Here is a 25,703-nt window from a genome sequence, read left to right as displayed (position 1 = left end):
TCTCTCTACGATTCTTTTTGCTTTACCGGAAGTATATGCCAGCCTCCGGCATCCTGTCTGCGAGAAAGAAAGCTGTGATACCTGTCCTTTGAAACAAAAAACCGCCCCAAGCTAATGCTTGAGACGGTAATAATTTCTTATTATCGCGGTACCACTCAAATTGACAAAATGTCCACTTTCTCATGTACAAACATACACTCCTGATTGGTAACGGGTTCGGTTCCCGTCAGTGCCTACTCTCTGCACAGAGATTTCGGACTGCCCTCGGAAGGCCATTCAACAATCAGCCTCATACAGACTTCCACCAACGTCTGCTCTCTGGAATGATGCATAAATGTTTACTTCTCTTCCTCATCGGTTTTATGTTGTTACTTTACCACATCAAACTGCTGTTGTCAACCCTGTTTTTAATTTTTAAAGCTGTGGATCGGCGCCGGAATTCTTCCGCCGCGGTCAACAAATGCCTGACAGGAGAACTGGTTTACCGGCATGATCGGAGCGTATCCCAGAAGGCCGCCAAATTCAACAGTCTCTCCGACACCTTTTCCGATTACCGGAATCACACGTACTGCTGTTGTTTTCTGGTTTACCATACCAATAGCCGCTTCGTCTGCAATGATTCCGGAAATAGTAGATGCCTTTGTATCTCCGGGGATTGCGATCATATCAAGTCCTACAGAGCAGACGCAGGTCATTGCCTCAAGTTTTTCCAGAGAAAGAGCGCCAAGGTTGACCGCATCGATCATTCCCTGGTCTTCACTGACCGGAATAAAAGCGCCGCTTAAACCGCCCACTGCTGTGGATGCCATAACTCCGCCTTTTTTTACCTGGTCATTTAAAAGAGCAAGAGCCGCTGTGGTTCCCGGAGCGCCTACACGCTCAAGTCCGATCTCTTCCAGAATCTCTGCAACGCTGTCGCCGATAGCCGGTGTGGGCGCAAGAGAAAGATCCACGATTCCAAAAGGTACTCCCAGACGTCTGGATGCCTCCTGGGCTACCAGCTGTCCCACACGGGTAACCTTAAATGCAGTTCTCTTGATCATCTCACAGAGAGTTTCAAAATCCTCTCCGCGAACCTTCTGAAGGGCTGTTTTTACAACACCCGGGCCGCTGACGCCAACATTGATGATACAGTCTGCTTCTGTTACTCCGTGGAAAGCACCTGCCATGAAAGGATTGTCATCCGGAGCATTGCAGAATACCACCAGTTTCGCGCAGCCAAGGGAATCCTGCTCCTTGCTTGCCTGCGCTGTTTCCAGCACGATCTCGCCCATAAGCTTTACTGCGTTCATGTTAATTCCTGTTTTTGTGGAACCTACGTTTACAGAACTGCACACACGCTCTGTCTCTGCCAGAGCCTGAGGAATGGAACGGATAAGAAGTTCTTCTGCCGGAGTCATTCCCTTGCTTACAAGAGCGGAATAGCCTCCGATAAAATTAACGCCCACTGTTTTTGCTGCTCTGTCCAGTGTTTTTGCAATGGTGACAAAGTCCTGGCTGGTATGGCAGGCAGCGCCGCCTACCAGCGCGATCGGAGTAACGGAAATACGCTTGTTGACAATGGGGATCCCATATTCTGTAGCGATTTTATCTCCTGTTTCTACAAGATCCTTCGCATATTCTGTGATTTTCTTATAAATATTTTCATTTACCTTATCCAAATCGCTGTCAATGCAATCCAGAAGGCTGATTCCCATTGTGATGGTACGAACGTCAAGGTTCTCCTGTTCGATCATCTTATTGGTTTCATTTACTTCAAACATGTTAATCATAAGTAGGTGTCTCCTTAAATTCTGTGCATTTTATTGAAAATATCCTCGTGCTGGCAGTGGATCACTACGCCAATCTCATCTCCCAGAACTGTCAGTTCTTCTGCAAGAGCCGCGGTATCTTTCTGGCATGCACTGGCATCTGTTACCATCATCATATTAAAATAGCCCTGAACAATGGTCTGTGTGATATCAAGGATATTTACATTATGTTCTGCCAGATATGTACATACTCTGGCAATGATGCCTACTCCGTCATTTCCTACTACTGTGATAATTGTTTTTTTCATGGCTTTGTCCTTTCTATATGGTAACTGCTTCGGAAACAAAATCCCGTTTCGCTACCTGAATTTTAAAATCCTTTGATTTATAAGGGTTGTCTCCCAGTGTTACCTCTGAGCATACGGTTTCATAGGCAAGCTCTTCATAATTGTTTTCCCTGCTTAAATGTCCCAGAAAAACAGCTTTCATATTATCATGAAGGAGCCTGCAGAGAAGCCTTCCTGCATTTTCATTGGACAGATGTCCTCTGTCTCCCAGAATTCTCTGTTTCAGATAGTAGGGATATTTTCCTACCTGAAGCATCCGGATATCATGGTTGGCCTCCAGAAGAAGCGCATCCAGATTCTGAAGATTTTCAATAATATAGTCATTATATTTCCCAAGGTCCGTAGCAATACCTACAGAGCTTTCCCCACATTCCAGGCGATAGCCTACCGGCTGAGCCGCATCATGAGGAATGGTAAACGGATTGATTTTTAAATCCTTGATCTCAAATGTCTGATCCTCCCGGATTTCCCGGAATATCCCTTCCGGTATTTTTCCAAGGGACCCGCACCGCAGCATGGCATCTACGGTTCCGCCTGTAGCATAAATGGGAATGCCATACTTCCTGGCGATCACCCCCAGCCCTTTAATATGATCGGAATGCTCGTGAGTGATCAGGATGCCGTCAATGTCACGGCCGGTCAGATCCAGACTGTTCAGACCCTGCTCCATTTTTTTGCCACTGATCCCTATATCTACCAGAACATGAGCACATTCCGAGCCCACATAAATACAGTTTCCGCTGCTTCCGCTGGCTATACTGCAAAATCTCATAGTTTCTTTATCCCTTCATCGATCTGTATGTATGTCTCATCCAAAAGACCGTTATTTGTCACCACATAATCTGCATGTGAACGAAAATAAGCCTCTGACGCCTGACTGGCAATAATATTCTCTGCTTTCTGGCGGCTGTAGCCTCTGCTTTCCATAAGACGCTGTATCCGAACTTCCTGATCTGTATGAATATACCAGATCCTGTCGCAGATCGCGTCATAATGATCTTCAAGAAGAAGCGCGGCCTCCACAACAAAAAGACCGCGGCCATTTTTCCGCTCTTCCTCTATTCTCTCCAAAATGAAAGCCTTAACCGCCGGATGAATGATCTCATTCAGTCTGCAGCGCATTTGCTCATTACAGAATACTACATCTGATACAGCCTTACGGTCAATGGTTTTATCACTTTTTATGACTTTTTTTCCAAATAAACTGATCACCTGATCATAGCAGCGTCCGCCAGGTTCCATAACCTGGTGCCCTACCTGATCCGCCTGTATGACACAGGCAGACAAATGCTTTTCCAGGTAGTTCAGCACTGTGCTTTTGCCGGCTCCCACGCCTCCGGTGATTCCAATGATCTTCATAGTCTGATCTGTCATTTTGCCTCGTACCAGCTTTCTCCTTGATGCATGTCGATTTCAAGCTCCACAGCAAGCTGCGCAGCTCCCTTCATTTCCTCTTCCAGTATCCTGGACACTGCATCCACCTCGTCTTTTTTTGTCTCGATCAGCAGCTCATCATGAACCTGGAGAACCAGTCTGGACTTAAGACCTTCCCGGATCATTCTTGCATACACACGGTTCATGGCTATTTTAATGATGTCCGCTGCTGTTCCCTGAATCGGAGAATTCATAGCCACCCGCTCCCCGAAGGATCTCTGCATAAAGTTTCCTGATTTCAGCTCCGGAATGGGCCGTCTCCTGCCAAACATGGTAGAAACATATCCCTTTTCTTTTCCTTCATCAACCATCCGGTCGAGAAAAACTTTAATGCTGGGATAGGTCTCAAAATATTTCTCTATATATTCTGCCGCTTCTTTTCTTGTAATACTTAAATCCTGGCTGAGGCCAAAGGAGCTGATTCCATATACGATTCCGAAGTTTACTGCCTTTGCGTTTCTTCTCTGTAAATCTGTCACCTCATCATAGGGAACATGGAATACCTGAGAAGCGGTCAGTCTGTGGATATCCTCAGCTTCCCGATAAGCCTGGATCAGCTTTTCATCCCCGGACATATGAGCCAGCACACGAAGCTCGATCTGAGAATAGTCTGCGTCAAGGAACACAGACCCGTCCTCAGGCACAAATACCTTTCGGATCAGTCTTCCCAGCTCCATACGGACCGGGATATTCTGAAGATTCGGTTCTGTGCTGCTGATGCGTCCTGTGGCAGTGATCGTCTGATTAAAAGTAGAATGGATCCTTCCGTCTTCTTCAATTACTGCGCCAAGGCCGTCTGCATAGGTGGATTTCAGCTTTGTAAGCTGCCGGTATTCAAGAATATCATTTACAACAGGCTGCTCCGGAGCCAGTTTTTCCAGAATATCTGCCGCTGTGGAATATCCGGTTTTTGTCTTTCTTCCTCCCGGAATCCCCATTTTTTCAAAAAGTATTACTCCAAGCTGCTTCGGAGAGTTAATATTAAATTCCTCTCCCGCCTTTTCGTAGATCAGCTTTTCCAGCTCACGGATCCGGACGCTGAGTCTTTCGCCATATGCTTTCAGTTCCTCTCCTTTTACGCAGATTCCGCATTTTTCCATGGAATCCAGAGTAAATACAAGAGGAAGTTCAATGTCCGTATAAACCTGCCACATTCCTGTTTCCTTAAGCTCTGCCTCTGTTTTCTCCCTGGCAGCATAGGCAGTAAACGCCTGATAGCAGGCACAGATTCCCAGATTTTCGGAAGATTTTTCCCAGGCTTTTTCATACGTATCTTTTCCAAGAAGCTCTTCCCTGGATGGAATACTGATTCCTCCGATATACTCTCTGGCAATGTCCTCGTAAGTATAAGAGGATTTCAGAGGATTCAGAAGATAAGCCCCGATTCCAAGATCAAATACCCGTTCCGGTTCCAGCGATTCCACGTGCTTTAAAAGCATTTTAATATCCATGGCGCTGATCACTGTGGTTTCTCCCAGTTTTCTCAGCTTTTCACAAAGATATTCTCCTGACAGAAGCCCTTCTGCAGGAATATAATATACTTCTTCTTTTTCCAGCGCAAGTCCAAGGCCATATACATTGTTTTTGTCTGCAATCAGCGCAATTCCTGCCATAGAATTACGCGCAGCTTTTTCAAACAGAGCTTCCACGCCCGAAAGCTCACTGCACACAAAGAAATTCTGCTCTATGGTATTTTCCGGGACTGCTTCTGCGTCAAATCTGCCCAGAAGATTTTTAAACTCCAGTTTTCTGCACAGCTCATAGGCCTGCTGTGTATAAAGATTTCCAAGGCGCGCCTCTTCATAAGAGTATTCAAGAGGGCTTTCTGTATTGATGGTTGCCAGAGTTTTGCTTAAAACAGCCAGATCGTAGTGTTCTCTCATCGATTCTTTGGCCTTATTGGGTTTTATTTCTTCCAGATGCTCATGGGCGTTTTCTATTGAGCCAAACTGGGCAATGATCTTTGTGGCAGTTTTTTCGCCCACACCCGGAATCCCCGGGATATTGTCTGAAGAATCCCCCATCAGCGCCTTCAGTTCAATGATCTGAGACGGCGTTACCTGATATTTTTCCAGAACCTCTGCCGTGTGGAAATTCTCTATAGTCGTCTTGCCCTTTGAGGTTTTTGGAAGGCGGATCATTACCTTGTCCGTTGCAAGCTGAAGCAGATCCCTGTCTCCGGATAAAATCGTTACGTCCATGCCCTTCTGTTCACTTTTTCTGGCAAGTGTTCCCAGAAGATCATCTGCTTCATAGCCCGGCATGGAAACAGTTTTTACCCCCATAGCAGCGAGCATTTCCCTCATCAGAGGAACCTGCTCTACCAGTTCAGAGGGCATTCCCTTCCTTGTCCCCTTATATGCATCATAAAGCTTATGTCTGAATGTAGGCTCATGCAGATCAAATGCCACTGTCAGATAATCCGGTTTTTCCTCCTCCAGTATACGAAACATAATATTCAGAAATCCGTACACTGCTCCCGTATGCTTCCCCTCTGAATTCGTCAGATCGGGAAGTCCGTAAAAGGCACGGTTTAAAATACTGTGCCCGTCGATCAGTAAAATTTTTTCACTCAAACTGCTGTCCTCCTGAGATTGTCTTTTTACCAAAAATGTTTTATTTCAAAAAATATGAAAATAAAAAATATCACCAGCGCTGCTGTCAGAATCATTGTAAGGATTCCTCCGGCAAACTGTATTCCCCTTCTCTTGTGGATATTTCTTCTGGATCTGCGAATATCCTGCTCCAGAAGCTTCTGAAAATCAAGTACAGAACCGTCCTCCTGTTCATCCAGCTGCTGGGTTACTTTATTAACTATAAAATAAGTCTCCAGCTCGTCATAGCAGGAAGGACAATGCTCAATGTGATCCAGAAATTCTTCCAGCTCGTCTGTTTTCAGGGTATGGTTCATGTATCTTGCCACCATACTTTCTGCAGTACGGCAGTCCAGCTCAGATATCTGTCCTCTTCTGATCATCTAAATTCCCTCCTGTCCGCTTCTGATATCATACCATAAAAGAAGGTGATTCTCAACGAATTTCGCCGGAATCACCCTCTTATTTATGTGTTTATTCTTAAATACAAAGCCGTTATTCTTCTGTTATTTCCGGCGCTGCCGTCTGTGTTTTTTCCGGAGCATCATTTGTTTCCACAGCAGGAACAGGAGCATTCAGAATCTGCATAAACTCCTCTCCGGTAATGGTTTCATGCTCAAAAAGATACTGAGCCAGCTCATGAAGCTTTCCAATGTTGTCCTGAAGGATTTTCAGCGCCTTGTCATGCTGAGCTCTTACCAGTTCTACCACTTTTTTATCGATCAGTGTCTGTGTCTCAAAGGAGCAGGCAAGAGTTGCGTCTCCTCCAAGATACTGATTGCTTACATTCTGCATGGCAACCATGTCAAAGTCCTCGCTCATACCAAACTGTGAGATCATACCTCTGGCAATTTTTGTGGCCTGTTCAATATCATTGGAAGCGCCTGTGGTAATAGAGTGGAAAATCAGCTCTTCCGCGGCACGTCCTCCGGTAAAGGTGGCGATCTTGTTTTCCAGTTCCTCTTTTGACATCAGGAAATGTTCCTTTTCATCTACCTGCATGGTATATCCAAGAGCTCCTGAAGTACGCGGAATAATCGTGATCTTATGGACAGGCGCAGACTCTGTCTGTTTTGCCGCCACAAGAGCATGACCGATCTCATGATAGGAAACGATCAGCTTTTCCTTGTTGGAAAGCACACGGTTTTTCTTCTGATATCCGGCAATAACAACCTCAATACTCTCCTCAAAGTCTGCCTGAGTGGCAAACTTACGTCCATCGCGGACCGCACGGAGAGCTGCCTCATTGACAATATTTGCAAGCTCCGCGCCGGAAGCGCCGGCAGCAGCCTTTGCAATCTCATCAAAGCGGACAGTATCTGCAATTTTAATTTTTTTTGCGTGAACCTTAAGGATCTCTTCTCTTCCCTGAAGATCAGGAAGCTCTACCGGAATCCTTCTGTCAAAACGTCCCGGACGAAGAAGGGCCGGGTCAAGGGAATCCGGTCTGTTGGTAGCTGCCAGAATTACCACACCCTTAGAGCCGTCAAAACCATCCATCTCTGTCAGAAGCTGGTTAAGAGTCTGCTCACGCTCATCATTTCCGCCGGAAAATCCCGCGCCGTCACGTTTTTTACCAATGGTATCGATCTCATCGATAAACACGATACAGGGAGCCTTTTCATTGGCCTGCTTAAACAGATCACGAACCTTGGCAGCGCCCATACCTACAAACATTTCCACAAACTCAGAACCGGAAATAGAGAAAAACGGAACCTCCGCTTCGCCGGCAACTGCCTTGGCAAGAAGAGTCTTTCCTGTTCCGGGAGGGCCTACAAGAAGAGCGCCCTTTGGCATAGAAGCGCCGATTTCCGTATATTTCTGAGGATTGTGCAGATAATCCACGATTTCTGTCAGAAGCTCTTTTGCCTCATCCTCTCCTGCAACATCGGAAAATTTGATCCCTGTAGAAGATTTTACATATACTTTTGCGTTGCTTTTTCCAAAGGACATGGCGCCTCCGGGGCCGCCGTTTCCCATAGAAGACATCATTTTCCTGCTGAGCCAGCGTCCCAGGAAAATAAAAATTCCAATCGGGATCACATAGCTTAAGATCAGAGTAAAGAAAATGGACGGACTTTCCGGAAGTACCTCATCCATTACAACATCTGCCTCCAACAGACGATTTACAAGATCAGGATCATCCATCTGAACAGTCTTGCAGGTCAGTGTATTTCCTGTTTTCGGAGATTTTACCTCATAATAAATGTAGCCCTCTTCAATAGTCGCCCGGGTTACATTGCCCTTTTCCACACTTTTAATAAAAGTGGAATAATCTGTTTTTTCAATACTTCTCTCCTGAATAGCAGGCACAACCAGAATATTCAGAAGAACGATAATGACACCTACAATAATATAATATACATAAAGAGGTCTCTTGGTAGGCGTTTTACCAGGTTTTTTGTCGCCTAAATTCATATATTGTCTATCCTCCATCCCCGTTACATCATATCGGAATCACTTATCAGTATCTCCCAATATGTGCAAAGTTATTTACCTGATGTAACATACCACCTTTTCCGTCTGATTTCAATGTACTTCCTGTGAAATATTATTAATTTTTCATAAAAAAGAGTTTGGGATGTGCCGGATAGCCTCTGCAAACTGCTTTTCCGGTATTTAACTGCCAATCTGCCGTTTATGTTGCTGTTCACTCCGTTTATACCACCCCGGGTAACCGGTGTGTCATTTAAAGGACCTCATTTAAAGGACGGCATCTTTAAAATTTTTCTTGCAGAATTCTGTCTTTTGTGTTAATATAATTATCGGTTCATGTGCCGCTGTGGCGGAATTGGCAGACGCACTTGACTCAAAATCAAGCGGGTAACACCGTGCCGGTTCGAGTCCGGCCAGCGGCATTTGATAAAAAGAGAACGTATATTTCATTTTCGAAATGTACGTTCTCTTTTTCGTTGATTCTGTACTGAAACAGTTTCAATCCTCACCACAGCAGCAATCTTGTTATTACAGCAATGGATTCCTCTGTTTTGTAAAGCTTATTTTTTCATGACTGTTTTTCTTACAAATAAAAAACCGGTTTTTCTTCCTGTCCCCATCTGTTTCCCTTCAGATTCCCAGGGCAATCTCCATCATCTGAGAAAAGGAAGTCTGTCTCTCCTGAGCAGAAAGCGCCTCCTTTTTAAAAATATGATCGGAAATCGTCAGAATACCCAGAGCTTTCTTTCCTGCTCTTGCAGCATTCATATAAAGAGCCGCGCATTCCATTTCCGTACATAATACCCCCATGCTTCTCCATGCCGGAGCAGCAGCCGGATCTTCATTATAAAACAGATCTGAGGACAGCACGTTTCCCACATGGACAGGGATCTTTAATTCATGGGCTTTTTTTACTGCTTTATCCAGAAGCCCGTAGTCTGCCGTAGGCGCAAAAGTTCCCGGAAGGCAGTACTGATGAGCATAGGAGGAATCTGTACAGGCGCCAATAGCCAGAACCACATCTCTTACATTCACATGATCCTGAAGGGCTCCTGCGGACCCAATGCGAATGATCTCATCTACATCATAAAAATGAAACAGCTCATAGCTGTAAATACCCATGGAAGGCATTCCCATTCCGGCTCCCATAACAGAAATCTCCTGTCCATGATAAGTTCCTGTATAGCCCAGCATGTTTCTCACTGTATTAAAGCAGACCGGAGCTTCCAGATAAGTTTCTGCAATATATTTTGCCCGCAAAGGATCTCCCGGCATCAGAACTCTCCTGGCAATATCTCCTTTTTGCGCGGCATTATGCGGTGTTGGTATACTCATAGCTGTCCCTCCTTTTTTATATAAATCATATGCTTATTTTCGGTGGTCTTCCCGGATCAGCTGCCGGATCGCCCGGATTCCGACTCTCACAGCCATATCCGTGTCATAAATCAGAGGATTATCCATTCCCCTCTTTGCCCTCTCCTGATTTCCCAGAGCCAGAAAAGCTGCTCCGCAGCGAACCCTAAGATAATTTGCAACTATAAAAAGCGCAGCTGATTCCATTTCTGAGGCAAGGCATCCCAGCCGCAGCCATGCCTCCCATTTGTTCTGCAGCTCATAACTGACAGGCTTTATCTCCGGAGAATGTTGTCCGTAAAAAGAATCCTTACTCTGTACCACCCCTGTGTGAAACGTACAGCCAAGCTCTTCTGCAGCAGAGGCCAGCGCATTTGTCACATGAAAATCCGGTACTGCCGGAAATTCAATGGGCGCATATTCTTTGCTGGTTCCTTCCATACGTACAGCTCCGGTAGCGACTACAATATCGCCGCCTTTTACTGTCAGCTCCATTCCGCCGCAGGTACCTACTCTGATAAAAGTATCTGCTCCGCACTCCACCAGTTCCTCCATTGCAATGGCAGCAGAAGGCCCTCCGATTCCGGTGGAAGTAACGCTGACTTTTTCTCCGTCCAGATATCCCGTATAAGTGACAAACTCTCTGTTATTTGCGATCAGAACCGGATCATCAAAATACTTCGCTATGGAAGCGCAGCGTCCCGGATCTCCCGGCAGGATCACATACCTTCCGATTTCTCCTGCAGCCACCTGGATATGGTAGGCTTTTCCATCTGTTGAATATACCATAAAATCCCTCCTTACTTATATCCGGCAGTTTGCTCTTTTTATTCTGTCCAAAACTTTGTTTTTTCAAAACATAAAAGCTGCCAGAAAGCAAAAGAAGACCTGGCATCTGCCCGGTCTCCCTTTATTTTTATTTCAGTCTGTCTGCATCTTCGAGAAGCTTTTCATAAATCGGAAAGCAGTCAAAGGTGGCAAAATAATCCTTTGCAGTTTCTGCTCTTCGGATCATCTCAAAGCTTCCGTCCTCATGAAGAAGAATTTCTGCTGATTTCAGTTTTCCGTTATAATTATAGCCCATTGCAAAACCGTGAGCACCGGTATCGTGGATCACAAGAAGGTCTCCCTTGTCCACCTGCGGCAGATATCGGTCAATGGCAAATTTGTCATTATTCTCGCAGAGTGATCCTGTCACATCATAAAGATGGTCACAGGGCTGATCCTCCTTGCCCATAACCGTAATGTGATGATAGGCTCCGTACATGGCAGGACGCATCAGGTTTACCGCACAGGCATCCACTCCGATATACTCCTTATGAGTGTGTTTTTCGTGGATTGCTTTTGTAACAAGGCAGCCGTAAGGTCCCATCATAAAACGGCCCAGCTCCGTATAAATAGCAACATCTCCCATTCCTGCCGGAACAAGAACCTCTTCATAGACTTTACGCACACCCTCTCCGATCACGCGGATATCATTCGGCTTCTGATCCGGGCTGTATGGAATACCGATACCGCCGGAAAGATTAATAAAACTGATGTGCGCGCCGGTTTCCTTCTGAAGCTTCACTGCAAGCTCAAACATAACCTTTGCAAGCATTGGGTAATACTCATTTGTTACAGTATTGCTGGCAAGAAACGCATGAATACCAAAATTCTCCGCGCCTTTTTCTTTCAGAATACGGAATGCCTCAAAAATCTGATCTGTTGTCATTCCATACTTGGAATCCCCGGGATTATCCATAATATCATTGCTGATCTTGAACACACCGCCCGGATTGTAACGACAACTGATGGTTTTTGGAATTCTTCCTGCAGCACGCTCCACAGCCTCAATGTGAGTGATATCGTCCAAGTTGATAATTCCGCCAATCTCATCCGCATAACGGAACTCCTCTTCCGGTGTGTCATTGGAAGAAAACATGATATCTCCTTCCCTGCAGCCAAGAGCCTTTGCCATCATAAGCTCTGTCATGGAAGAACAGTCGCAGCCACAGCCATACTCCTGAAGGATCTGGATCAGATATGGATTGGGAGTTGCTTTTACCGCAAAAAACTCCTTAAATCCTTTGTTCCAGGCAAAGGCTTCCTTCAGCGCCTTTGCATTTTCGCGGATTCCTTTTTCATCATAAAGATGAAAAGGTGTAGGAAACTGCTCTTCAATTTCTTTTAATTTTTCCAGCGTAACAAATGGTCTTTTTTTCATAATAATTAACTCCTCGTTTGTCTCTTAAATATCTCCTCGTTTGTTTACTTCACATGCTGATGAGTAAACAGATGATCCTGACAGTATTCATAGTTTCCATTGCATTTGGAACAAAACCGGAATTCAAGATTCGGATCATCTAATTCTGTACGTCCGCAGATCGCACATTTATGTTTTGCCGCGCTTCCTGTAGAAGGATTCACACGACTCTGGGCCATAGCCTTCTGAAATTCTCTCCGTCTCTTCACTTCCTTCGGATTATACCGGCTGCCGCTAAGAGCAGTAAAGAAAAACAGGATAAAGTTCAGGAAAGAAGCAATGATCGGCACAGTCATAACCCAGGCTCCCACTCTGACATAAGTGATAATGTTATACAGGATAATCGCTCCGTACACCCATCCCATCCACTTCATCTTAATGGGGATCACGAACCACAGAAGGATCTGCATGTTCGGATAGCAGGCAGCATAGGCAAGAAATACAGACATGCTGACATAATAAGTGGTAAATACACCGCCTACCAGATACATTCTCCCTGTAATAAAGTAGGTCAGAAATGAAGCTGCAAGTACAAATAAAAGTCCTGAAAAAATATACAGGTTATAGCGGAACGTTCCCCAGGTACGCTCCAGAGAACTTCCTATGGGATAATAGAAAAAGAAAATGGAAATTGCAAACAACAGGAAGTTTCCTGTCTGCGGCGGGTAGATCACCCAGGTTACAAGTCTCCATATCTGTCCTTTCAGGATCATGGCCGGTTCCAGGCTGAGCATACTCAGCATACCGGGATTAATATACATCAAAAGATATCCCAGCACATAGCAAATCACCATATACATAGTAAGGTTCGGAATTCCGTATCTTCCATACTTTCGTTCCAGCTTGTCAATCCAATTCATAAACTCACTCAATCTCCTTTTTTATTCATTGACCGCGCTTTAAAAATATTTCTTTTTTGACAGCACAATTGCGGCGATCACACTGAGTGCTATGGATATCAGAATAACGATCAGGAATCCCCACTGAGTGCCGGAGAACGGCATTCCGGCAGCGTTAAGATTCATGCCGTAAGCACTGAAAATAATCGTAGGAATACTCATTACGATTGTGATCACAGATAATATCTTCATCACATCGTTCAGGTTGTTTGAAATAACAGAGGCAAATGCATCCATCATGCTTCTCAGAATGCCTCTGTAAATATTGGCCATTTCAATCGCCTGAGTATTTTCGATGATAACATCCTCCAGAAGCTCCGTATCCTCCGGATATTTTTTAATACTCTCCACCTTGATCAGCTTCTCCAGCACTGCTTCATTAGAACGCAGAGAAGTGGTAAAGTATACCAGTGATTTTTCCAGTTCCAGAAGCTCGATCAGTTCCTGATTTCTGGGAGAAAGATGAAGCTTTTCCTCCACCTGTTCACTTTTTTTATCTATAATACGAAGATAACGCAGGTACATACTGGCATTGCGGTACAGTATCTGCAGGATAAAACGTGTTTTCATATAGGTAAAAAAGTTTCTTACACGGCCTTCCATAAATCTTGTAAGAACCTGTGTATCCTCCAGACAAATGGTAAAAATCATTTTATCTGTTACTATAATACCGAGAGGGATGGTGCCGTACCAGTCCTTATCATTTCTCTCCTCGATCATAGGCACGTCAACCAGAATCAGCGTGTAATCATCTTCCACTTCAATACGGGAACGCTCTTCCTCATCCAGAGGGGCTCTGAGATCGTCTACCTCAATCTGAAACTGCTCCGAAATCTCAAAAATCTCCGTTGCTGTAGGATTCGTAAGAGCGATCCAGCAGCCATCCTGCGGTTCCTGTATTTCATGAATAGCACCTTCAGATGTCCGAAACATTCTAATCACGATTCTTTTCCCCTTTCCACTCTCTTTTTTCCATCCAGACCATCTGGTCTGAAAGTCCCTCATATATAAAAATACAGTATACATTATAAGTTGTGAACGGTTCTTTGTCAATTCATAAGACTTTTCATTAACAGGAAATTTACAATTTGAAAAAATCTGAATTTCGTACATAAGAAAGTACATTTTTGTGCTTATCGCAAACTTGTTCTTACATTATCTTTATGATATAATTAATTCCAGAAATCCGGCAGCGCAGCTGCCATCATCATTCAGGTAAAAACAGTCAGGCGCCGTAAAATCGTATGTTTTTACTGGTATGATATAAAATCTCCGTATGACACCCTCCGGAAGGGCTGCCATACATAAAAACAGGAGGCAACAGAATGGAAAACAAAAAATATGTGGCATATGTGGGAACCTACACTCATGGCTCCAGCAAGGGAATTCAGGTTTATGATGTAGATGTGGAAAACGGAACTCTCACAGAACGCAGCGAGGTAGAAGTACGGAACTCTTCCCATACAGCTCTCTCCAAAAACGGGCTTTTTCTTTATTCCATTGAAGACGAAGGAGTCGCTGTATTCAGACGTGATGCAAACGGTGACCTTGAAAGAATCAACAGTGTGGACATTGACGGAATGAGAGGCTGTTTTCTTTCCACTGACGTAGACGGTAAATATCTCTACGTAGCAGGATACCACGATGGAAAGGTAACCGTAGTACATACTCACCAGGACGGCCGACTGGGCAGTCTTATGGACGGAGTCTTTCATAAAGGTCTGGGCAGCGTAGCTGAACGTAATTTCCGTCCTCACGTAAACTGTGTCCGCCCCACGCCGGACAACAAATATCTCTGCGCAGTAGATAACGGAATTGATCAGGTAAAGGTTTACCGCATCAATAAAAGACGCCACAAACTGGAACTTGTGGATATCCTTCGTTGTCCCAGAGAAAGCGGCCCCAGAATCATCCGCTTCAGCGAGGACGGGCGATTCGCTTATATTCTTTTTGAGCTGAGCAATGAAATAAAAGTCTACAGTTATGACGGCAGCGGTATGACTCCGGAATTCGAGCTTCTCCAGAGTGTTTCCACTTTAAGCAAAGAACACGATCAGGATTCTTTCCACAATGCAGCTTCAGGACTTGCACTGGCACCTGACGGAAAACATCTTTTCTGTACAACAGCAGGGGAAAATACAGTTTCTATGTACGAGATCGATCCGGAAACAGGTCTTCTGGAAAAGAAGTTCACGCTTCCGATCAGCGGCGATTATCCCAAAGATCTGGTGATCTTCCCGGACAACCGTCATATTGCCATTGCCAATCACGCAAGCAATACCATCACTGTATTTGCAGTTGATTATGAAAAAAACATTATTGTCATGAACGACAGACCTCATAAAATCGAAACCCCTAACAACATTCATATCTGGGCTGTCCCGGACGAACAGTAAAACATAGCTCATTCATCCCCGTTTGCTTTTGCAGACGGGGATATTTTATGCCCCGGATATCTTTTAACCTGTCACAATGTCCAATCTCTGTTTTTGTAATCCTGATAAAAGCCAGAAGCACACATTTAATATCAATACCTGCTCCAGCTTCAGAGCCTGCTGTCTTAACAACAAATTCTTTCTTTTCAATGTTGCCTGCAAGCGGAATCATCATCTCTGAAAAACCTTGATTTTTACAGGAAACAAAAAGACCCTGACCTGCAGAAATCACGCCCCAAAAGGCAAACCTCTGCAAGATCAAGGTCTTTATCTTATACTGTCTGATTTGACAACCTTTTATTACTCTGCTTGGACACACAATGCACGATCAGCTCATGCATTGCCACAGGATTCTTCCCCGTGAAGCGTCTGCCGGAAGCCGACAGAATTCTTCAGAAAATCATCCCATGTATACACAGGATAAAGCCATTTCCCAGGATACGGGTTTTGCCCCAAAACAGGATATATGGCTTTGCCCTGTGACAAAATTTATCTTACGCGTTCTTCTCAGCGATAGCTGCCTGTGCTGCTGCCAGACGAGCGATCGGTACACGGAACGGTGAGCAGGATACATAGTTCAGGCCAATCTTATGGCAGAACTCTACGGAAGACGGATCTCCACCGTGCTCGCCACAGATACCTACATGAAGGTTCGGGTTAACCGGTTTTCCAAGTTTAATGGACATTTCCATAAGCTTGCCAACGCCAACCTGGTCGAGTTTTGCGAATGGATCGTTCTCAAAGATCTTAGCGTCATAGTATGCATCCAGGAACTTACCAGCGTCATCACGGGAGAATCCGTATGTCATCTGTGTAAGGTCGTTTGTACCGAAGCAGAAGAAGTCAGCTTCTTTAGCGATCTCGTCTGCAGTAAGAGCTGCTCTCGGGATCTCGATCATTGTACCAACTTCGTATTTCAGATCAACGCCTGCTGCTGCGATCTCAGCGTCTGCTGTCTCAACAACAAATTTCTTAACATATTTAAGCTCTTTGATGTCGCCTACAAGCGGAATCATGATCTCTGGGCAAACATTCCAGTCAGCGTGTGCTTTCTTAACATTGATAGCTGCACGGATAACTGCTTTTGTCTGCATCTTGGCGATTTCCGGATAAGTAACCGCAAGACGGCATCCACGATGACCCATCATCGGGTTGAACTCATGGAGAGAATCAATGATAGTCTTGATCTGCTCAACAGTTTTGCCCTGAGCGTCAGCAAGTTTCTTGATATCTTCCTCTGTAGTAGGAACGAACTCATGAAGCGGCGGATCCAGGAAACGGATAGTAACCGGGTTTCCTTCAAGAGCTTCATACAGTTTCTCAAAGTCTCCCTGCTGCTCCGGAAGGATCTTCTCAAGAGCTGCTTCTCTTTCTTCTACTGTCTCAGAGCAGATCATCTCACGGAAAGCGTCGATTCTGTCGCCTTCGAAGAACATATGCTCTGTACGGCAAAGACCAATACCTTCTGCGCCAAGCTCACGAGCTTTTTTAGCGTCAGCCGGAGTATCAGCGTTTGTACGAACCTTGAGTGTTCTGTATTTGTCAGCCCATCCCATGATTCTTCCGAACTCACCAGCGATTGTAGCGTCTACAGTCGGAATAATTCCGTCGTAGATGTTACCTGTGGAACCGTCAAGGGAGATGCTGTCTCCTTCGTGGAACTCTTTGCCGGCAAGTGTAAATTTCTTATTCTCTTCATCCATAGCGATCTCGCCGCATCCGGATACACAGCAGGTACCCATACCACGAGCAACAACTGCTGCGTGAGATGTCATACCGCCACGAACTGTCAGGATACCCTGAGCAGATTTCATACCAGTGATGTCTTCCGGAGAAGTCTCAAGACGAACAAGAACAACTTTCTCGCCTCTTGCAGCCCACTCTACAGCATCATCAGCTGTGAATACAATTTTACCGCATGCAGCTCCCGGAGAAGCGCCAAGTGCTTTTGCCATCGGTGTAGCAGCTTTCAGAGCCTGAGCGTCGAACTGCGGATGAAGCAGTGTGTCAAGGTTACGAGGATCGATCATTGCTACAGCTTCCTCTTCTGTTCTCATTCCCTCGTCAACAAGGTCACAAGCAATCTTCAGAGCAGCCTGAGCAGTTCTCTTACCGTTACGTGTCTGAAGCATATACAGTTTACCATGCTCTACAGTAAACTCCATATCCTGCATGTCTCTGTAGTGTTTTTCAAGAGTATTGCATACATTCTTGAACTCTACGAATGCTTCCGGGAATTTCTCTTCCATCTCGGAGATGTGCATTGGTGTACGAACACCGGCAACAACGTCCTCACCCTGAGCGTTTGTAAGGAACTCACCGAACAGACCATTCTCACCTGTAGCCGGGTCACGTGTGAAGGCAACACCTGTACCACAGTCATCACCCATGTTACCGAATGCCATCATCTGTACGTTTACAGCAGTACCCCAGGAATATGGGATATCGTTGTCACGACGATATACGTTTGCTCTCGGGTTGTCCCAGGAACGGAATACAGCTTTGATAGCTCCCATTAACTGCTCCTTCGGATCAGACGGAAAATCAGCGCCGATTTTTTCTTTATATTCAGCCTTAAACTGATTAGCAAGAGTTTCAAGATCTTCAGCAGTAAGCTCAACGTCCTGAGTTACGCCCTTCTCTTCTTTCATTTTGTCGATCAGCTCTTCAAAATATTTCTTGCCAACTTCCATAACTACGTCAGAGTACATCTGGATGAATCTTCTGTAGCAGTCCCAAGCCCAACGTGGGTTGTTGGATTTTTCAGCTAAAGTATGAACAACTTCTTCATTTAAACCAAGGTTCAGGATAGTATCCATCATACCTGGCATAGATGCTCTTGCACCAGAACGAACGGAAACAAGCAGAGGATTTTCTTTGTCACCGAATTTCTTTCCGGTAACTCCTTCCATTTTGGTGATTGCTTCCATGATCTGAGCCATGATCTCATCGTTGATCTGTCTTCCGTCTTCATAGTACTGTGTGCAGGCTTCTGTTGTGATTGTGAAGCCCTGCGGTACAGGAAGACCCAGGCTTGTCATTTCAGCAAGGTTGGCACCTTTACCACCCAGAAGGTTTCTCATAGTAGCGTTACCTTCTGTAAACATGTAAACCCATTTTGCCATTTTACATTTTCCTCCTAAATTTTTGTTCTTTAAACATAAAAATATGTTTTTATACGCACATAGTTATTGTATAGATTTCTTTCCAAATAGTCAAGGACAAACTCAAAAAAAGGGGGAAAAACTATCATTTCCCCCCTTGCGCTCGTATCATGTCAGCGTTTTTTCTTCATATTCAGTACAAGATGTCTTGGAAGACCGTTCACCATGATTGGCTGATAATCTCCCTGGATCAGCGGTTTGATATAATCAATAAAGTCCTCTGTCACGTAAGAGCCGTCTCTTGTCATCCAGTTTCTTGGAACCAGTTTTTCCTCATTGGCAATGCGGTGCACATCATAAATACCTGTTTTTGCCATATACGGATCATCGGAAACACGGTCGATGACCACCATTTTGCCGGTATCTCCTTCGTCTGCGGCCTTTACTGCAGCGCCTCCCACCATAAACGCCTCGTCAATATCTGTCCGGGAAGCCATATGGGATGCGCTTCTCTGAAGTGTGGAGAACTCTACGGCCCTGGTTTTGCAGCCGCACTCTCCTGCCAGGAAGTTTGCCAGATACGCAGCGGTTCCCTGAAGCTGTTTATGTCCGAAGTTGTCCACGTAATCGCTGGAGCTTCCCAGCTCGCAGACATAACGCCCGTCAGCTAGCTTGATTCCTTCAGACACCGCAATGACAACAGAATCCTTTTTCGTCAGCAGATCTTTGACCTTTGCCAGGAACTTCTCCACATCAAAAGGAATTTCCGGAAGATAAATAAGATCCGGGCCTTCGCAGTCCTCTGTTTTTGCAAGAGCAGCCGCTCCGGTAAGCCAGCCTGCATTTCGTCCCATGATCTCCATAATAGTGATCATCTTTTTCTTGTAGGTCAGACCTTCCGCATCGCGGATCACCTCTTTTGTGGAGGCTCCTATGTATTTTGCCGCGCTGCCAAATCCCGGAGTATGGTCTGTGAGAGCCAGATCATTGTCAATTGTTTTTGGCACACCGATAAATTTCTGCTTCTGTCCGGTAAGAATGGCATAATCCGACAGCTTTTTAATGGTATCCATGGAATCATTACCGCCAATATAAATAAACGTATCAATACTCAGCTTATTCAGAATTCCAAACAGTTTCTCATAAATGTCTCTGTCTTCGTGTATTTCCGGAAGCTTGTAACGGCAGGAACCAAGAAATGCAGACGGAGTTCTTTTCAGAAGCTCAATATCCAGTTCCGAATGAATCTGTGTAGACAGATCCACATACTGCTCATCCAGAAGTCCCTGTACTCCGTGAAGCATTCCGTACACCTTGTCAAAGCCTCGTTCAATGGCATTTTTATAAACGCCTGCCAGACTGGAATTAATTACAGAGGTGGGCCCTCCTGACTGTCCTACGATGATGTTTCTTTTTTTTGCCATATTCTGTTCCTCCTGTACAACAACCTATAATTGTTAATTTTAACAATATATATTCATTTCGTCAAGCTTATATTATATATTTTGCATATAATATTGTTTGATTTCAAATTATACATAGTCAAAATACACATCTTCGCAGGAAACAAAAAGCAATCCAAAAGACAATATTGCATATATTATTCCGACACTGATTCTTGTTTCTCTGCTATTTCAACAATTTCATTCAGAGAAAGAGTATTTCCCTTATTGCTGTTGGAATTCCGGAGGAAACGACATGCAAAATCTATTTAAAAAAGGCTCCCAAAATGCAGTAACAGGGCAGGTTTCCTAAAGAATCCCACCCAAAAACCTGACACAGAACCTAAAAAAGCTCCAAAATACAAAAAAACAGGGCAGTTTCCTAAAGAATCCCACCCCAAAACCTGACACATAGTCTAAAAAAGCTCCAAAATACAAAAAACAGGGCAGTATCCCAAAGAATACCGCCCCGGCTGTTGACATCATGTCCTGTTATTTTTTATTAAAATGTAAACTTGTCTGCAAAGTAAGCATCCAGCTCATCGATCTTCACGCGAACCTGCTCCATGGTATCACGGTCGCGGACAGTTACTGCGCCGTCTGTCTCGGAATCAAAGTCATAGGTTACGCAGAACGGAGTTCCGATCTCATCCTGTCTTCTGTAACGCTTTCCGATATTTCCACGGTCGTCATACTCGCAGTTGTATTTTTTAGAAAGCTGCTGATAGATCTTCTCAGCGCCTTCATTCAGCTTCTTGGAAAGAGGAAGCACACCGATCTTCACCGGAGCAAGCACCGGATGGAAACGAAGCACGGTACGCACATCATTTTTCTCAGCGTCAAGAACCTCTTCATCATATGCGCTGCACAGGAATGCAAGCACCATACGGTCAGCTCCCAGTGACGGCTCAATCACATATGGAATATATTTCTGCTTCTTCTCATCGTCAAAGTAAGTCAGATCCTGACCGGAAACATTCTGATGCTGTGTCAGGTCATAGTCTGTTCTGTCAGCAATACCCCACAGTTCTCCCCAGCCAAACGGGAACAGGAACTCCACGTCTGTGGTAGCCTTGCTGTAGAAGCTCAGCTCTTCCTGATCGTGGTCGCGATAACGTACCTCATCCTCTTTAAGACCCAGAGAACTGAGCCAGTCAAGGCAGAACTGCTTCCAGTATGCAAACCATTCAAGGTCTGTATCCGGCTCACAGAAAAATTCCAGCTCCATCTGCTCAAACTCACGGGTACGGAAGGTAAAGTTTCCAGGAGTGATCTCATTACGGAAAGATTTACCGATCTGTCCGATTCCAAATGGAATTTTCTTTCTGGAGGTTCTCTGTACATTCTTAAAGTTTACGAAAATACCCTGCGCGGTTTCCGGACGAAGGTATACGGTATTTTTTGCATCCTCAGTTACACCCTGGAAGGTCTTGAACATCAGGTTAAACTGACGGATGTCTGTAAAGTTATGTTTGCCGCAGCTTGGGCAGGGAACCTGATGCTCTTTGATAAATTCCATCATCTGTTCCTGAGACCAGGAATCTACGCTTCCTTCAATCTCGATCCCATGCTCTGCACAGTAGTCCTCGATCAGCTTATCTGCACGGAAACGCTCATGGCACTCCTTACAGTCCATCAGAGGATCAGAAAATCCGCCCAGGTGACCGGAAGCTACCCATGTCTGAGGATTCATAAGAATCGCACAGTCTACGCCTACATTGTAGGGAGACTCCTGAATAAATTTCTGCCACCACGCTCTTTTTACGTTGTTTTTCAGCTCCACACCCAGGTTTCCATAGTCCCAGGTATTTGCCAGACCACCGTAAATCTCAGAGCCCGGATAGACGAATCCTCTGGCTTTTGCCAGAGCAACAATTTTTTCCATTGTTTTTTCCATAATTATTCTCCTAAATTTTTCAATGTTCTTAACTGCCTGGTCTCCCCTGCAGTTATCAATGCTCTCATTATACTAGCATCCTTCTGCTTTTTCAACAGATTTCCACCCATTTTTCTTCCGGATAATCCACTACAACGCAGTCATTGTGATAAGTCCGTTCCGGAAGAACGATCATCACATGAGCCAGCTCTTTATTTACAGGAATCGCGCTTAAATGCCATACTCCTGTATGAAGAAGCACCATAGTTCCCTTTGGCACAAGAAAAGCCTCTGTCAGTTCCGGTACAGGCTCCTTTCCGGCAGGCGCCACATGGACGATCACATCATCATCCAGACAGAGTACGCCTTCCTGTGTATAGTTGTGATATTCTGCTGCTGAGACGATCATTTTTTCCGGTTTATGTATCAGAAGCGGCGAAAAAGTCATCTGCATGCTTCCTGAACTGTGCATTCTCAGTCTGTCCTGATAAAAATCTCCCAGGCTGTAGCCTTCAGGGTTCATAAAATCTGTAAAACTTCCAAATTCTTTAAAACTTTCTGCTGTAAGTGTTTTTACCTTGATCTGCTTCATAAAAATCCCTCCCGCTGATTTTTCTTTATAGTTTTGCTTTTATTTCATGATTTCCAGAATTTCCAGACTCTTAAATTTCCGGTCTGTGTTTCTGTCAACATATCTGTGAACGATCCGCTCCAGCTCTGCCAGAACCTCTTCACTGACTGTAAAGGTGTAAAGCTTTCCCATTGGCGCACTGACAATGTAGCGCATGGCATAAAGAGCCGCCCCGGAGATCCTCACTGCATCCCTCTGACCTTTTGCGCAGGAACCGCACAGAATACCGTGATGCTCCTGAGAAAAAAAACAGTCGTTTTCCGGAACCTCATCTCTGGCACAGCAGGCGCAGGAAGCAAGCTCAGGACAGTACCCTTCCTCAGCCATGGCCCGCAGTTCAAACACACAGCGGATCAGGGAATCCTTTACATGAGGATTCAGAAGGGCTTTTACTGTCACATAGAGAAGATTCATCATTTCTCTTTCGTCTGTTCCTTCCTGCCCGAAATAATCTGCCAACTCCAGAAAATAATACCCATAATAAATCCCCGGCTGCATGGCCGCCAGTTCCATAAAATGATGAGTTACATTTACCTGATTCAGGTTATAGCTGCTTCTTCCCTCATAAAGAGTAAAGCTTCCGAACACAAAAGGCTCTGCTGCTGCCATAAAAGGGCTGTTCAGCCTTCTGGCTCCTCTGACAAAGGCAGAAATCTTTCCTCTTTCTCTTGTAAGGAGCACGATCCTTTTGTCGTACTCCCCGATGGGCATGGCAGATATCACAACACCCTGCACAGTAATCAGGTCACTCATGATCAGATTTCCTTTTTATCATATCCAAAGTTTTTGATCAGAAAATCACTGTCCCGCCAGTCTTTTTTTACCTTGACCCAAAGCTTCAGGTTCACCTTTGCATCCAGCATCCGCTCCAGCTCAAACCTTGCGTTGCTTCCGATCTTTTTCAGCATGCTTCCCTGCTTTCCGATAATAATTCCCTTGTGAGAATCCCTCTCGCAGATGATGGTTGCGTCAATATCCACCAGACGGCTTTTGCCCGGACGCTCCTTCATGCGGTCAATAGCCACCGCGATTCCGTGAGGGATCTCCGCATCCAGAGCATGAAGCGCCTTTTCGCGGATGATCTCTGCCGCGATCTGTCTCTGCGGCTGGTCTGTTACCGTATCCTCATCATAAAACATAGGACCGTAGGGAAGGTATTTGAGAATACTGGGGATGATATCCTCTGTATTTACACCACGCAGCGCAGAAACAGGAATGATCTCATCAAAATGGTAAAGCTTCCGGTAGGTGTCAATGGCCTTTGCGATCTCCTCCCGGTCAACGGTATCCACTTTATTGATGATCAGAAGCACCGGAAGATGAAGGCTTCCCAGCTGCTCTGCAATATGACGCTCTCCTGCTCCGATAAAGGTGGTTGGCTCTACCAGCCAGAGGATCACATCCACATCCTTCAGAGTACGCTCTGCCACCTGGACCATGTACTCTCCCAGCTTGTTTTTTGCCTTGTGGATTCCCGGAGTATCCAGAAATACAATCTGTCCGTCCTCACAGGTATAAACAGTCTGGATCCTGTTTCTGGTGGTCTGAGGTTTTTTGGATGTTATGGCGATCTTCTGGCCGATCAGATGATTCATCAGAGTGGATTTCCCCACATTGGGACGGCCGATAATGGCTGCAAAGCCTGATTTAAAGTTTTCTTTCATATAAAAATTGTCCCTGCTTTCTTCTGTACTTGTCAGCAGGAAATCAGAGATTTTACCTCTTTAAAGATTTCCCGTTCTTTTTCAATGGCTGTTTCACTTCCGACAACACATACCGCATCATCGGAAAGGATCGCTTCGATCAGTGGAGCAAGTCCGCGGATATCCTCTACGTCTGCGCCAAGGATCTGATTTCTCTCTTTCTGCATCATTTCCTCTGTAACGCCGCAGAACCAGGCAGTTTTGGAAATACTTCCCTGCATCTGAGGTGTTCTGGGAACATCCTTTCCGCTTATGGTACCGATAATATATTTTGTCATTTCCCGCTCATCTGCCTGGAAATCACGGACATAAGCCGGAATTCCCTCATAAGCATCCAGGGTACGTTTCAGATGGGGATCTCTGTAGGAAACAAAATAGCTTTCCCCGCTTCTCTTAAAGCCACTCATACATCCATAAGCTCCGCCTTTTACACGAAGGTTCATCCAGAGATAATCATAGCTCAAAATCACTTTCAGAATATCCAGAGCGCCTGTGTATTCATAGCCTTTTTTGCGGAAGTTTCCGGTACGGGCTACATACTGAACCTGTCCGGAGGTGGTAAATCCCTCGTTTTTCTTTTCACAGCTTATGGATTTTTCTGCGATGCCAACAGGTTCTGTATGAAGCGTATGCTTCAGAGCCTTCACCTGCTTCATGATCTCATCCAGAGACTCCCTTTCTCCTGTATAACTGATCTTCAGATATTCCGGCCGGAGAATTTCCGTCATAAGAGAATTCAGCTCTTTTACAAGCTCCTCTTTTCTGGTGTCAAAATTCTTTTCCAGCTCCTCGATAAACTGATAATAGGCAATACCGGACATTCCCTCCTGGAAAGCCGCCATAGGCGAGCTGTAGGAAGCGCCCCGAAGAACCGCTGTGCAGTGTCCTGCACTTACCAGATTTGCCTGAGCTCTGGATTTTACTCTTGCAATGATCTCGTAGAGACGTTTGGTATCCTCCAGGCTGGAAGTATTCAGGATCTCCCTGATCATACGGAACAGAACGTCAATTTTCGGATACATTACCTTTCCTCTTACAGAGAACATGGCGTCATAGTCCTCTGTAGAGTCCACATGATCAAACACCTCTATTCCAATGTTGATACCGCCGGTCTCGGCATTGATCTCATTGGACAGCTCTCCGTAGGTATAATGAGCAGTGTCTACATATCCAAGAACAGACTTCAGAAGACCCAGATATGGGACTTTTTCCGGTGCAAGGTTTTTAAGATCAAACATCAGGTCAAGGTATGCGATTCCGTTGGTGGGCACCTCATGGTAAAGGAACAGGCTGCCGTCCACATCCAGCGGTTCATTGGAAAAACCTGCTGCCTCTTTACGGATATCTTCCCTTTTCAGCATGGGAATACATTTTTCCGCACCCGGCTCCTCAGGCGCTTCCTGATAAGCCTCCAGATCCTTTGTTTTCTGTACCAGCGCTTCTCTTTCTTCCG

At 45.1% G+C, this 25,703-nt stretch carries 19 protein-coding genes, 1 tRNA gene, 1 pseudogene and 1 other annotated feature; of the genes and pseudogenes, 2 read left to right on the top strand and 19 right to left on the bottom strand.

The genetic code is table 11. The features are described from left to right. Positions 1-116: 116 nt before the first annotated feature. Positions 117-364 (bottom strand) — a binding site (T-box leader). 43 nt (positions 365-407) lie between these two features. The 7 genes from QVP40_RS06365 to ftsH form a co-directional block, all read right to left on the bottom strand. Further along, a complete protein-coding gene (locus tag QVP40_RS06365) occupies positions 408-1,772 on the bottom strand; it encodes a PFL family protein (protein WP_022067640.1) in 1,365 nt (454 codons plus the stop codon). A 14-nt stretch (positions 1,773-1,786) separates the two neighbouring features. After that, the gene (locus QVP40_RS06360; protein WP_022067639.1) at positions 1,787-2,059 is read right to left on the bottom strand and encodes an ACT domain-containing protein; all 273 of its coding nucleotides are present in this window, start codon (positions 2,057-2,059) and stop codon (positions 1,787-1,789) included. Positions 2,060-2,072: 13 nt separating this feature from the next. Continuing rightward, positions 2,073-2,870, bottom strand: coding sequence for an MBL fold metallo-hydrolase (locus QVP40_RS06355; RefSeq protein ID WP_022067638.1), 798 nt, complete (start codon positions 2,868-2,870; stop codon positions 2,073-2,075). Then, positions 2,867-3,472, bottom strand: a complete 606-nt coding sequence (gene coaE, locus QVP40_RS06350) for a dephospho-CoA kinase (protein ID WP_022067637.1) — start codon at positions 3,470-3,472, stop codon at positions 2,867-2,869. Before coaE ends, QVP40_RS06355 begins: the two co-directional genes overlap by 4 nt. Further along, entirely contained in the window at positions 3,469-6,108 is a 2,640-nt protein-coding gene (gene polA, locus QVP40_RS06345; RefSeq protein WP_022067636.1) for a DNA polymerase I, read from the bottom strand. The genes coaE and polA overlap by 4 nt, the downstream gene beginning before the upstream one ends. A 26-nt stretch (positions 6,109-6,134) precedes the next feature. Further along, positions 6,135-6,509 carry a zf-HC2 domain-containing protein gene (locus tag QVP40_RS06340; protein WP_022067635.1) on the bottom strand — a complete coding sequence of 125 codons (375 nt, stop codon included), beginning with the start codon at positions 6,507-6,509 and terminating at the stop codon, positions 6,135-6,137. A gap of 112 nt (positions 6,510-6,621) precedes the next feature. Next, a complete protein-coding gene (gene ftsH, locus QVP40_RS06335) occupies positions 6,622-8,544 on the bottom strand; it encodes an ATP-dependent zinc metalloprotease FtsH (RefSeq protein WP_022067634.1) in 1,923 nt (640 codons plus the stop codon). 358 nt (positions 8,545-8,902) lie between these two features. Here ftsH and QVP40_RS06330 point away from each other — a divergent pair. Beyond that, positions 8,903-8,984 (top strand) — tRNA-Leu (locus QVP40_RS06330). A 208-nt stretch (positions 8,985-9,192) separates the two neighbouring features. Here the strand turns inward: QVP40_RS06330 and deoD are convergent. From deoD to QVP40_RS06305, 5 genes are all read right to left on the bottom strand, one after another. Next, positions 9,193-9,897: a purine-nucleoside phosphorylase gene (deoD, locus tag QVP40_RS06325; protein ID WP_022067633.1), complete on the bottom strand. Its 705-nt coding sequence runs from the start codon at positions 9,895-9,897 to the stop codon at positions 9,193-9,195. Between the two features lie 33 nt (positions 9,898-9,930). Next, positions 9,931-10,704: a uridine phosphorylase gene (gene udp, locus QVP40_RS06320; protein ID WP_022067632.1), complete on the bottom strand. Its 774-nt coding sequence runs from the start codon at positions 10,702-10,704 to the stop codon at positions 9,931-9,933. 127 nt (positions 10,705-10,831) lie between these two features. After that, entirely contained in the window at positions 10,832-12,121 is a 1,290-nt protein-coding gene (locus tag QVP40_RS06315; RefSeq protein WP_022067631.1) for a diaminopimelate decarboxylase, read from the bottom strand. Positions 12,122-12,165: 44 nt separating this feature from the next. Continuing rightward, positions 12,166-13,020, bottom strand: a complete 855-nt coding sequence (locus QVP40_RS06310; protein ID WP_022067630.1) for a hypothetical protein — start codon at positions 13,018-13,020, stop codon at positions 12,166-12,168. Positions 13,021-13,059: 39 nt separating this feature from the next. Further along, entirely contained in the window at positions 13,060-14,001 is a 942-nt protein-coding gene (locus QVP40_RS06305; RefSeq protein WP_288200356.1) for a magnesium transporter CorA family protein, read from the bottom strand. Between the two features lie 383 nt (positions 14,002-14,384). Between QVP40_RS06305 and QVP40_RS06300 the strand changes: the two genes are divergently transcribed. After that, positions 14,385-15,455 (top strand): lactonase family protein, encoded by a 1,071-nt coding sequence (locus QVP40_RS06300; RefSeq protein ID WP_022067628.1) that lies wholly within the window; start codon positions 14,385-14,387, stop codon positions 15,453-15,455. 533 nt (positions 15,456-15,988) lie between these two features. Here QVP40_RS06300 and ppdK read toward each other — a convergent pair. The 7 genes and pseudogenes from ppdK to QVP40_RS06265 form a co-directional block, all read right to left on the bottom strand. Continuing rightward, complete coding sequence (gene ppdK / locus QVP40_RS06295) at positions 15,989-18,619, bottom strand: pyruvate, phosphate dikinase (RefSeq protein ID WP_022067626.1); 2,631 nt, start codon at positions 18,617-18,619, stop codon at positions 15,989-15,991. Positions 18,620-18,771: 152 nt separating this feature from the next. Further along, on the bottom strand, positions 18,772-20,022 hold the full coding sequence (locus tag QVP40_RS06290; RefSeq protein ID WP_022067625.1) for a 6-phosphofructokinase: 1,251 nt from the start codon (positions 20,020-20,022) through the stop codon (positions 18,772-18,774). A gap of 520 nt (positions 20,023-20,542) precedes the next feature. Then, a complete protein-coding gene (locus tag QVP40_RS06285) occupies positions 20,543-21,937 on the bottom strand; it encodes a glycine--tRNA ligase (RefSeq protein WP_022067624.1) in 1,395 nt (464 codons plus the stop codon). 91 nt (positions 21,938-22,028) lie between these two features. Further along, positions 22,029-22,508 carry an ureidoglycolate lyase gene (locus QVP40_RS06280; protein WP_022067623.1) on the bottom strand — a complete coding sequence of 160 codons (480 nt, stop codon included), beginning with the start codon at positions 22,506-22,508 and terminating at the stop codon, positions 22,029-22,031. A gap of 39 nt (positions 22,509-22,547) precedes the next feature. Next, on the bottom strand, positions 22,548-23,300 hold the full coding sequence (recO, locus tag QVP40_RS06275) for a DNA repair protein RecO (RefSeq protein WP_022067622.1): 753 nt from the start codon (positions 23,298-23,300) through the stop codon (positions 22,548-22,550). 2 nt (positions 23,301-23,302) lie between these two features. Further along, positions 23,303-24,211 carry a GTPase Era gene (era, locus tag QVP40_RS06270; protein WP_022067621.1) on the bottom strand — a complete coding sequence of 303 codons (909 nt, stop codon included), beginning with the start codon at positions 24,209-24,211 and terminating at the stop codon, positions 23,303-23,305. A 32-nt stretch (positions 24,212-24,243) separates the two neighbouring features. After that, positions 24,244-25,703: pseudogene (locus QVP40_RS06265) on the bottom strand (insulinase family protein); the annotation flags it as partial.

This window comes from Blautia sp. CAG:257 (genome assembly GCF_000433815.1).
GTDB lineage: Bacteria > Bacillota > Clostridia > Lachnospirales > Lachnospiraceae > Blautia_A > Blautia_A caecimuris.
The sequence above is the reverse complement of the archived record's forward strand: the minus strand, read 5'-3'. Positions and strand labels throughout refer to the sequence as shown.